Raw genomic sequence first — 12283 nt, 5'->3', positions numbered from 1 at the left:
TCAACTGTGGCGAGTGCTCCAACCGGCGTTTGTTACAGTTAACCCCGTTGCCCCTTTTACCAGTGGGCAGCGATCAACAATCAGGTAACCCCGATGAGTGAAAAACTGCAAAAAGTGTTGGCCCGCGCGGGTCACGGCTCCCGTCGTGAGATGGAGGCCCTGATCACCGCAGGTCGGGTCAGTGTGGATGGCAAGGTCGCCACGCTGGGGGATCGCGTCGAAGTGAACGCCGTGATCCGGGTTGATGGTCACCAGGTCAAGACCCGTGCCGCAGAGGAAGTGATCTGCCGCGTACTGGCTTACCACAAGCCGGAAGGGGAGATGTGTACCCGTCACGATCCGGAAGGTCGTCCCACCGTGTTTGATCGTCTGCCCAAGATGGAAGGTGCCCGCTGGATCGCCGTCGGTCGCCTCGACGTCAACACCTCCGGTCTGTTGCTGTTCACCACCGACGGTGAACTGGCCAACCGACTGATGCACCCGAGCCACGAAGTGGAGCGGGAATACGCGGTACGTGTCTTTGGCGAGATCACCGAAGCCATGCTGCAGCGTCTGCGCAAGGGCGTGCAGCTGGAAGATGGCACCGCCAAGTTCAACAAGATCAAACCGGCTGGCGGTGAGGGTCTGAACCAGTGGTTCAACGTCACCCTGACCGAAGGACGCAACCGTGAAGTGCGCCGCCTGTGGGAATCCCAGGAAGTGCAGGTGAGCCGCCTGATGCGGATCCGCTACGGCGACGTCAAGCTGGACCGCGGCATCCCGCGCGGCGGCTGGCAAGAGCTGAAACTGCCGGAAGTGAACTACCTGCGCGGTCTGGTCAACCTGCCGCCGGAGACCGAATCCAAGGTCGATCTGCAGCAGGATGGCAAAACCAGCCGCCACAAGCAGGCCGCCCAGATCCGTCGCGCCGTGCAGCGTCACAAAGAGATGCAGGGCAAAGAGCCGCGCGCTCGCGCCACCACCGCCCGTCGCAAGCCGCAAGCCTCTACCCGCAACTCAGGTACCGGCAGCAAGTAAGCCGACAACCCGTTGCGAACTGCGTGCCGTTCAAGTGCGCCGTCGGCCAAATAAAAGGCCCGCACCATCTGGTGCGGGCTTTTTTGTCAGCGCGTTGCCTGGCGGCAATATTATTGGACCTGTGCCACCGCTTCACGAGTGAGTCGGCCGATCTCTTCCCACTGTTTCTCTGCGATCAGTTTCTTGTCGACCATCCAGGAACCACCACACGCAATGACCCGCGGGATCGCCAGATATTCATTGATATTGTGAGTCGAGATCCCGCCGGTGGGCATCAGCGTGATCTGGGTATAAGGTGCCAGCAGCGCCTTGATCATCGCGCTACCACCTGATGCTTCGGCCGGGAAGAACTTCAGCGTCGTCAGCCCCATCTCCAGCGCCGCTTCAATGGTGCTGGGATTATTGACTCCAGGGATGATCGGGATGTTCAGCTCCTGACAGGCCTTGACGGTGTTCGGGTTAAAGCCGGGGGAGACGATAAAGGTGGCCCCTGCCTCTTTGGCTGCGATCACCTGCTCGCGGTTGAGCACAGTGCCCGCGCCAATCAGCATCTCAGGTTGGCTCTGGCGCAGCAGCCGGATCGCCTCGACCGCGGCAGCGGAGCGGAAGGTGATCTCGGCAACCGGCAGGCCGTTATTGGCCAGTGCCGCCCCCAGTGGAATGATATCTTCAGCCTGCTCGATGGCGATCACCGGGATCACTTTCAGGGCTTGCAGTTGTTCAGTAATGGATGACATTTGGTTGACCTCGTTTAGTGTGATGCCGGTTTGATGAAGCTGTCGGTGACACTGCGGGTTGCACTTTCCGGAATAATTGCCCCCTTGTGCTGAATGACTATCCCCGCCAGTCGGTGGCCCATGCGGGCGCACTCGTCGATCGCCCGTCCTTGCAGGTAGCCAGCCAGAAAACCGGCATTGAAGGAGTCACCGGCCGAGGTGGTATCCACCACCTTGCTGACCGCTTGGGTAGGGATAGTGATGGCAGGTTCCCCGGTTTGCAGGGCCTGGTAACAGCAGCCAGCCGCCCCCTGTTTGACTACCGCCTGCTGCACCCCGGCCGCCTTGAGGCGCTGCAGGGTCCGGGTCACATCCTCGTCCCCCCACAGGGCCTGCTCATCGTCGTCGGTGACCAGAGCCAGCGTAGTGATGGCTAGCAGTTGCTGGTAACAGGCCCGGGCGTCGGCCGGACTCTGCCACAGGGCGGGGCGATAGTTGCTGTCAAAGATGATCGCCACGTCCGCCCGGTGCAGTTCAGCCAGCCACAGCAGCAGCGCCTGCCGATCTGCCGCGGGCAGGATCGCCAGCGAAATACCGCTGAGATAGAGCGCATCCACGTCGCTGACGGCCTGCTTGAGCCGTGGCAACTGCGGATGCTGCATCAGGTAACGGGCAGCCGAATCGTTGCGCCAGTAGAGGAAGGTGCGCTCGCCGTGCTCATCAAGCTGGATAAGATAGAGGCCGGGATGGCGCTGTTGGTCGATGAGCACCGCGCTGGTGTCGATCCCGGCCTGTTGCCAGCGCACGATGATTTGCTGGCTGAGAGGATCCTGGCCCATGGCGGTCAGATAACTCACCTGGATATCGGTGGGTTGGGAGGCACGCGCGAGATAGATGGCGGTATTGAGGGTATCGCCCCCGAATGATTGCTGCATGTCGCCAAAAGGCGTGCCATTGAGCTCAATCATGCACTCCCCGAGCAGGGCAATCCGTTTCATCCCCGGGCTCCTGGCAGTTGAAAGTAGCGGGCTGCATTGTGATAGCAGATATTCTGGATCATTTTCCCGGACAGCTGCAGATCACTGGGGATTTCGCCCTGCTCGATCCAGCGCCCCACCATGTCGCACAAAATACGGCGGAAATACTCGTGGCGAGTGTAGGAGAGGAAGCTGCGGGAGTCGGTCAACATGCCGACAAACTGGCTGAGCAGGCCGAGTTGAGAGAGCTGCTCCAGCTGGCGCTGCATACCATCTTTCTGATCGTTGAACCACCAGCCAGAGCCGAACTGGATCTTGCCTGCAATACCTCCCCCCTGGAAGTTGCCCGCCATGGTTGCCAGCACCTCGTTATCACGAGGGTTAAGGCAATAGAGGATGGTCTTGGGCAGCTCATCGGTTTGATCCATCTCATCCAGCAGATGAGCAAGCTCCCAGGCAAACGGCTTGTCTCCGATAGAATCAAAGCCACAGTCTGCGCCAAGCAGAGTGAACATGCGGCTGTTGTTATTACGTTGAGCGCCCAGATGCAACTGCATCACCCAGCCTCGCTTGGCGTATTGACGGCCGAGCCATACCTGAACGGCAGTGGAGAAGGCTGCAATCTGCGATCCGTCCAGCACCTCTCCGGCCAGTCGGCGCTGGAGCAGTTGAGTCAGGGTCGCATCGGAGGGAACTGGTGCATAACGCACTACTTCGATACCGTGATCCGCTGCCCGGCAACCATGTCGGGCGAAGTGTTCAAGGCGCCGTTCCAGCGCGGTCAGCAAGTCGGCAAAGGTAGTAATGTCGACATCGGCGGCGGCACCCAATGCCCCAATGTAGTCAGCAAAACCGGCTTGCTCGATCTTGAATACCTTGTCGGGGCGCCAGCTGGGGAGCACCTCGATAGCAAAACCGGGGTCCTCGGCAATCTGGCGATGATAGATAAGTGAATCCACCGGATCATCTGTGGTACCGACCATGCGGACATTCATCTGCTGCATCAACCCGCGGGCGGAAAATGCCGGGGTGGCGAGCAGTTCGTTGCAGTGATCCCATACCTTGTCGGCGGTGTTTGGCGCCAGGGTGATACCCTCCAGACCGAAGGGGCGGCGCAGTTCGAGATGGGTCCAGTGATAGAGAGGGTTACCCAGCGTTTGCGGGACTGTCTGTGCCCACGCATTGAACTTGTCACGACTGCTGCTGTTTTTTCCGGTGATCAGAGCCTCCGGGATACCGGCGCTGCGCATGGCTCGCCATTTGTAATGGTCCCCCTCCAGCCAGATCTGGCCCAGATCATCGAATCGGCGATCTTCGGCAATCTCCCGTGGATTGAGATGGCAGTGGTAGTCATAGATAGGCATATCAGCGGCATAGTCATGGTAGAGATGACGTGCCGCATCGCTGTTCAACAGAAAATCCTTACACAGGAAAGACTTCATATTCATTTCTCCCTTGGCCCTGTCATTGCCAGATATGGTGATTAGAGCGCAGCGACGCAGTGACGGGCGCCGTGGTCAAGCAGTCCTTGATAAGCCCGAGTGACCGCATCGACAAAAGCACCCTGTTGCGGCAGTTCCGGGCCAAAGATGGCCTCAATGGCCAGCAACGGTTTGACCACGTTGCAACTGAGGCCGTGCTCTGCATAGATCGCCTGGAAGCGGGGTAGCAGGGGATCCCTGACATCGATCTCCTCACCGTTTTCTCCCTCACCGCTGACATAACGCATCCATCCGGCGATGCCCAATGCCAGATGCCGGTAATCACTGCCGTTCTTCAGATGGAAGAGGACGGAGTCGACCATGCGTTGTGGCAGCTTTTGACTGCCATCCATGGCGATTTGCCAGGTCTGGTGTTTGAGCGAGGGGTTGGTGAAACGGGCGATCAGTTGTTGGGCATAGCCCTCGAGATCAGTTCCAACAGGCATGTTCAGGGTTGGCGCCTGTTCATTGAGCATCAGATCAAGTGCTGCCTGGCGGTAGGCCGGATTGGTCATGGTGTCTGCGATATGGGCATAGCCGCCGAGGTAGCCGAGATAGGCGAGAAATGAGTGGCTGCCGTTCAGCATGCGCAATTTCATCTCTTCAAAGGGCACGACATTGCTGACAAATTCGGCACCGGCCAGATCCCAGTCCGGTCGGCCATTGACGAAATTATCTTCAATCACCCATTGTCGGAATGGCTCGCAGGCAATACCACAGGGGTCAGCCACACCAATGGCTTGCTCAATCTCGGCCAGTGTCTCCGGGGTGGCTGCAGGTACGATGCGGTCGACCATGGTGCAAGGAAAGGTGACCTGCTCACGGATCCAGGATGCCAGCTCTCCATCGAGCAGTTCGGCAAATCCCAGAATGGACTGACGTGCAACATGACCATTTTCCTGCACGTTGTCGCAAGACATGACAGTAAAGGGAGGGAGGCAACGCTCTTTGCGCAGGCGCAGGGCGGCAACGATGCAGCCGATGGCGGAAGTGGGGGCATCAGGGTGCAGCAAGTCGTGCTGGATCAACGGATTCTGCGGGTTGAACTGCCCGGTGGCAGGGTCTGCACAATAGCCTTTTTCAGTGATCGTCATGGATACAATGGCGACTTGCGGTTCTGCCATCTTCTCTAGGATGGCGGACATGCCATCAAAGGTGGGATGCAGTGACTCCACCACAGAACCAATCACTTTGGGGTGTACGCTCTCGGCCCCCTTCTCCAGCACGGTGTAGAGGTGGTCTTGTGCTCTGAGCGAACGGATCAGCTCCTCTCCACCGAACAGGTTGACCTCGCAGATCCCCCAGTCACCTCCGCCAGCTGCGAGCGTCTCATGGGTAATCAAGGCTTGGTGGGCTCGATGAAACGCGCCGAAGCCGATATGAACTATCCGGTTTCGCAGTGCTGCTCGCGGATAGGGGCTCAACATCAATTCACTCAGCTTGTTCTTCATCTTTTCTTGCCTCGATTTATAAATTTTTGCACATCACCAGAGTCGCTGGTTGGCGCCACAGACGTCAGCCAACCGTTGCGTGTCGTGACATGACTTGTATGGGTAACTGGGATATCAGCCTCTGCATGCTATCTCCAGGTCAGCCATAAGTCTATTTTGGTTGACCAAATAGATCTTTTTTTGAGATCGAGATCAACCAAATGAGTTAAGTTGGTTGATCTATGGCTGTCACCTCAAGATGATGGCCGCACATCGCAGTAGTCAATATGCCTTGATGTGGCCTGACTCATTTAAATTGGTGGTTGAAGGATTCATTATGAGCATCAAAGTTAAAAACTTGAGGTGGTATATCATCGCCTTGGTTTGTCTTGGCACAATAGTCAACTATTTATCCCGCAGCTCATTGAGTGTTGCCGCACCTCAAGTAATGAGTGAGCTGAATTTTACAGAAAAAGAATATTCATGGATCGTAAGTGCATTTCAGATATGTTACACAATTGCACAGCCGATTGCTGGTTATATAATCGATATGATTGGTTTGAAAGTAGGCTTTTTTATTTTTGCAGTCGCTTGGTCTCTATTTAATATGGCGCATGCATTTGCTGGCGGCTGGATTAGTTTGGCGGTATTGCGTGGCGGCATGGGGTTGACGGAGGCTGCGGCTATTCCAGCAGGGATGAAAGCCAGTGCCGAATGGTTTCCAGCCAAGGAGCGTGGCATTGCCGGTGGATTGTTTAACGCTGGCACCTCAGTCGGAGCCATGCTTGCTCCTCCGTTGGTAGTCTGGGCAATGCTAACCTTTGAAAGCAGTGGGTTAGGCACTGAAATGGCATTCATAATCACCGGAGGTGTGGGGATCCTCTTTGCGATCACCTGGTTTCTTGTATATCGCTCCCCCAGAAAACATAAATGGATTTCCCAGAACGAGCTGACATATATAGAAGAGGGGCAAGAGAAACATCTCACAGCCAATGAGGGTAAGCCTGAAATAAAAGAAATTATCAAACAGCGTAATTTTTGGGGCTTGGCAATAGCAAGGTTTCTAGCAGACCCAGCTTGGGGAACGCTCAGTTTTTGGATGCCTCTATACTTGACTTCGGTAATGCATCTTCCTCTTAAAGAAATTGCCATGTTTGCCTGGTTACCATTTCTTGCTGCTGATTTCGGATGTATTGCGGGTGGATTTATTGCAAAGTTTTTCATGGAAAAACTTAATATGACAACACTGAATGCGCGGCGAGCTACTTTCACCATTGGGGCGATACTTATGTTGGCAATTGGCTTTGTCAGTATTATTAAGGATCCCTACGTGGCGATTGCCTTGATGAGTATCGGTGGATTTGCTCACCAGACGTTGTCAACCGTGGTTATTACCATGTCGGCAGACCTTTTCAAGAAGAATGAAGTGGCGACAGTCGTTGGTCTTGCGGGTTCGGCAGCCTGGATTGGCCAGCTATCGTTCACTCTGGTGATGGGGGCCTTGGTGGCAATTATTGGTTATGGGCCTTTCTTCATTAGCCTCAGTGTCTTTGACTTGGTGGGTGCCGTTGTGCTGTGGGTATTGCTAAAAGAGCCGGCAGCCCAGAGGTTGACTCATCTTCACATGGAGAAGGCTGCAACAACGCTCTCATAAGCATGTCAGAGGGTTTCCAAGGTGTTGATACTGGATATCATGATTACTTTGGTTGACCAATTGTTGTTGGTTGCTTACCATTTTGGAAAACTACGCTACCAATTTGAGAGCAAGCCATGAGTGTTGAAGTAAAGCGTCAATATCGTGAAGTTGGTGAGTTTATCAAGGAAGAGTTGGCTTCAGGCAAGTACGCCTTGGGCTCCCGTCTTCCTCCTGAGCGCGACATTGCTGAACAGGTGGGAGTGGGGCGCTCTGTGGTGAGAGAGGCTCTCATCATGCTCGAGATTGAAGGTTTTGTAGAAGTGAAGAAGGGGTCCGGTATTTATGTCATTGCGATCCCCTCCGAGCCAAATTTCAGCCCGAATGACACCGTGATGGGACCTTTTGAACTGCTGCAAGCCCGGCAATTGCTGGAGAGCAATATCGCAGAGTTTGCCGCCATTCAGGTGACTCCGTCAGATATACAAAAAATGCGCGCAGCCCTGGAGGCCGAACGTCGTGATGTCGAGAGTGGTGAGGGTGAAGAGGGTGATATGAATTTTCACCTGGCAATAGCCGAAGCGACTCATAACAACATGCTGGTGGCATTGTGGCGCCAGTCTTGGGTTAGTCGAGAAAATAACCCGATGTGGCAGCATTTGCATGACCGGATTGCCACTACTGAATATCGCAAAGAGTGGTTGAATGACCATGTTGCAATCTTGTCTGCAATGCAAAAAAAAGATCCTGCGGCAGCCAAACTGGCGATGTGGACCCATTTAGAGAATGTCAAACAGCGATTGATGGAGTTGTCAGATGTTGATGCTCCCGAGTTTGACGGATTTTTGTTTGGCTCTTATCCAGTCAGATTTTCAAGTTAGCGAACGAATTTAAACCAAGAGGTAGTAATGGAACAAACATGGCGCTGGTATGGGCCTAATGACCCGGTAACCTTGAATGATATCAAACAGGCGGGGGCAACTGGTATTGTGACTGCCCTGCATCATATACCAAATGGTCAGATCTGGAATAAAGACGAGATACTCGCTCGCAAAGCATTAATTGAAGAAAAAGGTTTAACCTGGTCGGTAGTTGAAAGTGTACCTGTACATGAAGAGATCAAGACACATTCTGGCCAGTATCAGCAATGGATAGAGAACTATAAAGAGTCGATCCGTAATCTGGCTGCATGTGGCATCGACACGATTTGCTATAACTTCATGCCCGTACTGGACTGGACCCGAACCGATCTGGAATACGAGATGCCGGACGGTTCCCGAGCCCTGCGTTTTGACCATATTGCGTTTGCCGCCTTTGAGCTCTACATCCTCAAGCGCCCAGGTGCCTTGCACGAATACTCACCGGAAGAGCAGCAACAGGCATTCAGCTACTTTAATGAAATGAGCCCGGAGCAAATAGAGACACTGACCCGGAATATCATTGCCGGCTTACCTGGTGCTGAAGAGGGTTATACCCTGGAGGCATTTCAGGCGCAGTTGGATAAATACAAGGATATCGACAAAGAGCGTTTGCGGGAGCACCTGGCCTATTTTCTCGATGAAATCGTACCTGTGTGTGAAGAGTCAGGCGTCCGTTTAGCTGTCCATCCGGATGATCCTCCCCGCCCGATCCTAGGGTTGCCGCGTATCGTCTCCACCATTGAGGATATCGCATGGCTGGTTAACCGAATTCCCAGTCAGGCCAATGGTATTACCATGTGTACCGGCTCTTATGGTGTGCGTGGGGATAATGATCTGGTTGATATGATCAAGCGTTATGGGGATCGTATTTACTTCACCCATTTGCGTTCAACCAAGCGGGAAGATAATCCGAAGACATTCCACGAAGCGGCTCACCTTGATGGTGATGTCGACATGTATAATGTGGTGTTGGAAATTGTACGTGAAGAGCAACGGCGACTGAAAGGTGGTGATAATAGACTTATCCCCATGCGGCCAGATCATGGTCATCAGATGATTGATGATCTGAAGAAGAAAACAAATCCCGGATACTCATGTATTGGTCGTCTTAAAGGGCTGGCTGAAGTGAGGGGATTGGAAATGGGTATAACCAAGGCCTTTTTCTCAAATAACTGACCATTATCGTGTCTGGTTGAATAGAAGACAGGAGGCTATCGAGCCTCCTTTCTTCTTTCCGGAAATCCTTGATTGCCAGTCAAAAGATTGCGCCCCGGATCAGCTCTTGTTAGCCTGTGCGGCTCTGACAGAGGAGTGAACGATGAGCAAGGTACTTGATGAGCTGCTGGCGTTGCTGGCGCTGGAAAAAATCGAGGAGGGCCTGTTTCGGGGCCAGAGCCAGGATCTCGGTCTGCGGGCCGTGTTTGGCGGACAGGTAATGGGGCAGGCCTTGTCAGCTGCCAAGCAGACGGTTGAGACCGGTCGTCAGGTTCACAGTTTTCACTCCTACTTCCTGCGTCCGGGGGATGTGACCCGTCCCATCGTCTATGACGTGGAGAATATCCGTGACGGCCAGACCGTCTCCACCCGCCGGGTCAAGGCGATTCAGGGCGGCAAGCCCATCTTCTATCTCAACGCCTCGTTTCAGGTGCCGGCCGATGGTTTCGAGCATCAGGCGCAGATGCCGACCGGCATCACCCCGCCGGAGGAGCTCAAGAGCGAGCTGGAGCTGGTGCGCCCCTACGAGAACCTGATCCCGGCCTCTCTGCGCGACAAGATCCTCTGCGAGCAGCCCATCGAGATGCGCCCGGTGACGCTGGTCGACCCTATTCGCCCGACGGTGCAGGATCCGGTACGCCACGTCTGGTTCAAGGCCAACGGCCAGATGCCGGACGATCTGCGGGTGCACAAATACCTGCTGGCCTACGCCTCCGACTTCAACTTCCTGCTCACCTCGCTGCAGCCGCACGGGGTGTCCTACTGGGAGCCGGATATGCAGGTGGCCACCATCGACCACTCCATGTGGTTCCACCGGGATTTCCGCTTCGACGACTGGCTGCTCTACGTGGTAGACAGCCCGAGCGCCAGCAGCGGTCGTGGTCTGGTGCGCGGTCAGTTCTTTACCCGTGATGGCATGCTGGTGGCGAGCACCATGCAGGAGGGGGTGATCCGCCGTCGCGGCAGTTAAGGCCTCAAAGCGGATAGCAAAACGGGGTGGCTTTGGCCACCCCGTTTTCGTTGCTGCGATGTGCGCGGACTCTGCGGGATCAGCCGCCGCGCTGGTACTTGAAGCGCTTCTTGCGCCGGTAGGGGTAGACATCCTCGAACACCCCCACCTTGATGTTGCTCTGCAGCATCTTCCAGTAGTTGGCGTCGAACATCTCCTTGTGCAACTGCAGCATGATCTCCCGCACCTGCGGCTTTTGCAGCAGGAAGGTGGCGAACTCCTCGGGGAAGATGTCGTTGGGGGCCACCGAGTACCAGGGCTCGGCGCTCCACTCATCCTCGGGGTAGCGCGGCGGCGGGATCTGGCGGAAGTTACACTCCGTCATGTAGCAGATCTCGTCGTAGTCGTAGAAGACCACCCGGCCGTGACGGGTGACGCCAAAGTTCTTGAACAGCATGTCCCCCGGGAAGATGTTGGCCGCCGCCAGCTGCTTGATGGCGTTGCCGTACTCCTCCAGCGCGAGGCGGGTCTGCTGCTCGTCCGCCTTGTCCAGATAGAGGTTGAGGGGGATCATCTTGCGCTCGGTATAGAGGTGCTTGATCACCAGCTTGTCGTCGCTGATGGTGAGTGCCGAGGGCGCCACCGTCTTGAGTTCGGCAAGCAGTTCCGGCGAGATGCGATCCAGCGGAAACTCGAAGTTGGTGAACTCCTGGGTATCGGCCATCCGGCCAACCCTATCGTGCTGTTTAACCAGCCGGTATTTCGCCTTTACCTGCTCGTGGCTCACATCCTTCGGGGGAGTGAACTCGTCTTTTATCACCTTGAACACCACATCGTAGGAGGGGAGGGTAAACACGCTCATCACCATCCCCTTGATGCCGGGGGCGATGATGAACTGATCCCGACTCTGTGCCAGATGGTGGCGGTAGTGGCGATAGAGCTCGGTCTTGCCGTGCTTCTGGCAGCCGATGGCGTTGTAGATCTCGTAATCGGGCTTGTGGGGCATGATTTGACGCAGGAAGGCGACAAACAGCGCCGGTTCGCGGGCATAGACCATAAAGTAGGCGCGGGCGAAGCCAAACACGATGGAGGCGAGATCCGGCTCGAAGATAACTGTATCCACATAGATGCTCTGGCCTGTGCTGAGCAGGGGCAGAATAAAGGGGAAGACCTGATCCCGGGCCCGGATCAGTCCCACCAGATAGGCCCCCTTGTTGCGGTAGAACACCTCTTTGAGCAGCTCGATGGCAAAGGGCTCGTCATGGAGTATTTGCGGGCCGTTCTCCGCAAGATGGCGGTGGATGTCGACAATATCCCGCTGCTTGTCCTCGTAGGGGAGGGTGAAGCTGTAATCCCCCAAAAGCTGGCTCAACGTCTGCGGCAAGTGGGCCAGATCGGTGCGATAGATCCGCAGCAGGGCGCTTAAGTCCGGTTTTTCGCCACGGCTGACAAAGGGGTGGATATAGAGGTTTTCGTCGCGGATATTGCGATGGCGGAAGATCCGGCGATAGACGGAGTTGAAGAAGGATTCCGCCACCTCGAAGTTGTCACAACGGGGCAGCAGATCGCTGAAGGCACTTTTGACCCGCTTGAGCAGCTCCTGGGTGGCGTGGTGCTCCCCCATCATCTGGCGGATGGAGCTGGCGGTGGCCCCTACATGGTGGTCATAGAGGCGAATACGCTCGCGCCCTGCCAGCTGCACCCCCAGCCAGTCGCTGTTCTCGAAGCGGCTCTTGCTGCCGCGGGTGATCTCGAGAAACCGGCTGTAAAACGACTCGAACCGTTGCAAGATGGTCTCGGCGACGGCCTGTTCCAATGGCTGCTGCATCTCTCTCTTCCTTGTGATTCTTCGGGCCGAACGCGCCGGAAAACGGGCGCAAAAAAGGCGTGCGTCAGGCCACTATCGCAACATTCAAACGTCTGTTCAAGTGGCAATTTTCGGGGA

Annotated in this window: 10 protein-coding genes; 5 read left to right on the top strand and 5 right to left on the bottom strand. The window is 55.5% G+C overall.

What is annotated here, in order from left to right; genetic code table 11:
• Nucleotides 1-93 precede the first annotated feature (93 nt).
• On the top strand, nt 94-1017 hold the full coding sequence (rluB, locus tag G5149_RS05260; RefSeq protein ID WP_005347347.1) for a 23S rRNA pseudouridine(2605) synthase RluB: 924 nt from the start codon (nt 94-96) through the stop codon (nt 1015-1017).
• 110 nt (nt 1018-1127) lie between these two features.
• Here rluB and G5149_RS05255 read toward each other — a convergent pair whose 3' ends face one another.
• The 4 genes from G5149_RS05255 to G5149_RS05240 are packed head-to-tail and all read right to left on the bottom strand — an operon-like array spanning nt 1128 to nt 5642.
• Nucleotides 1128-1754, bottom strand: coding sequence for a bifunctional 4-hydroxy-2-oxoglutarate aldolase/2-dehydro-3-deoxy-phosphogluconate aldolase (locus tag G5149_RS05255; protein WP_216978359.1), 627 nt, complete (start codon nt 1752-1754; stop codon nt 1128-1130).
• Nucleotides 1755-1768: 14 nt separating this feature from the next.
• Entirely contained in the window at nt 1769-2731 is a 963-nt protein-coding gene (locus G5149_RS05250; protein ID WP_421211910.1) for a sugar kinase, read from the bottom strand.
• A complete protein-coding gene (uxaC, locus tag G5149_RS05245) occupies nt 2728-4152 on the bottom strand; it encodes a glucuronate isomerase (RefSeq protein WP_236345402.1) in 1425 nt (474 codons plus the stop codon). Before uxaC ends, G5149_RS05250 begins: the two co-directional genes overlap by 4 nt.
• 41 nt (nt 4153-4193) lie before the next feature.
• A complete protein-coding gene (locus G5149_RS05240) occupies nt 4194-5642 on the bottom strand; it encodes a fructuronate reductase (RefSeq protein ID WP_236345391.1) in 1449 nt (482 codons plus the stop codon).
• A 316-nt stretch (nt 5643-5958) separates the two neighbouring features.
• On the opposite strand from G5149_RS05240, the gene G5149_RS05235 reads away from it, so the two are divergent.
• The 4 genes from G5149_RS05235 (at nt 5959) to tesB (ending at nt 10359) form a co-directional block, all read left to right on the top strand.
• Nucleotides 5959-7275, top strand: coding sequence for an MFS transporter (locus G5149_RS05235; RefSeq protein WP_005347334.1), 1317 nt, complete (start codon nt 5959-5961; stop codon nt 7273-7275).
• A gap of 116 nt (nt 7276-7391) precedes the next feature.
• Entirely contained in the window at nt 7392-8135 is a 744-nt protein-coding gene (locus tag G5149_RS05230; protein WP_005347333.1) for an FCD domain-containing protein, read from the top strand.
• A gap of 27 nt (nt 8136-8162) precedes the next feature.
• Nucleotides 8163-9350, top strand: a complete 1188-nt coding sequence (gene uxuA / locus G5149_RS05225) for a mannonate dehydratase (protein ID WP_421211907.1) — start codon at nt 8163-8165, stop codon at nt 9348-9350.
• A 142-nt stretch (nt 9351-9492) separates the two neighbouring features.
• Nucleotides 9493-10359, top strand: coding sequence for an acyl-CoA thioesterase II (gene tesB / locus G5149_RS05220; RefSeq protein WP_019445657.1), 867 nt, complete (start codon nt 9493-9495; stop codon nt 10357-10359).
• 79 nt (nt 10360-10438) lie between these two features.
• Here the strand turns inward: tesB and aceK are convergent, their stop codons facing one another.
• Nucleotides 10439-12166, bottom strand: a complete 1728-nt coding sequence (gene aceK, locus G5149_RS05215) for a bifunctional isocitrate dehydrogenase kinase/phosphatase (RefSeq protein WP_421211905.1) — start codon at nt 12164-12166, stop codon at nt 10439-10441.
• Between the last annotated feature and the right edge of the window lie 117 nt (nt 12167-12283).

Origin of the sequence: Aeromonas sp. 600479, assembly GCF_049175515.1 — a bacterium.
Classification (GTDB): Bacteria; Pseudomonadota; Gammaproteobacteria; order Enterobacterales; family Aeromonadaceae; genus Aeromonas; species Aeromonas veronii_A.
This window is presented reverse-complemented; position numbering and strand designations above follow the sequence as displayed.

Excerpts from the sequence above, each read along its gene's own strand:
- uxaC (WP_236345402.1), bottom strand. The coding sequence starts at position 4,152 with ATGAAGTCTTTCCTGTGTAAGGATTTTCTGTTGAACAGCGATGCGGCA.
- G5149_RS05250 (WP_421211910.1), bottom strand. The coding sequence starts at position 2,731 with ATGAAACGGATTGCCCTGCTCGGGGAGTGCATGATTGAGCTCAATGGC.
- G5149_RS05230 (WP_005347333.1), top strand. The coding sequence starts at position 7,392 with ATGAGTGTTGAAGTAAAGCGTCAATATCGTGAAGTTGGTGAGTTTATC.
- G5149_RS05255 (WP_216978359.1), bottom strand. The coding sequence starts at position 1,754 with ATGTCATCCATTACTGAACAACTGCAAGCCCTGAAAGTGATCCCGGTG.
- rluB (WP_005347347.1), top strand. The coding sequence starts at position 94 with ATGAGTGAAAAACTGCAAAAAGTGTTGGCCCGCGCGGGTCACGGCTCC.
- G5149_RS05235 (WP_005347334.1), top strand. The coding sequence starts at position 5,959 with ATGAGCATCAAAGTTAAAAACTTGAGGTGGTATATCATCGCCTTGGTT.
- G5149_RS05240 (WP_236345391.1), bottom strand. The coding sequence starts at position 5,642 with ATGAAGAACAAGCTGAGTGAATTGATGTTGAGCCCCTATCCGCGAGCA.
- aceK (WP_421211905.1), bottom strand. The coding sequence starts at position 12,166 with ATGCAGCAGCCATTGGAACAGGCCGTCGCCGAGACCATCTTGCAACGG.
- tesB (WP_019445657.1), top strand. The coding sequence starts at position 9,493 with ATGAGCAAGGTACTTGATGAGCTGCTGGCGTTGCTGGCGCTGGAAAAA.
- uxuA (WP_421211907.1), top strand. The coding sequence starts at position 8,163 with ATGGAACAAACATGGCGCTGGTATGGGCCTAATGACCCGGTAACCTTG.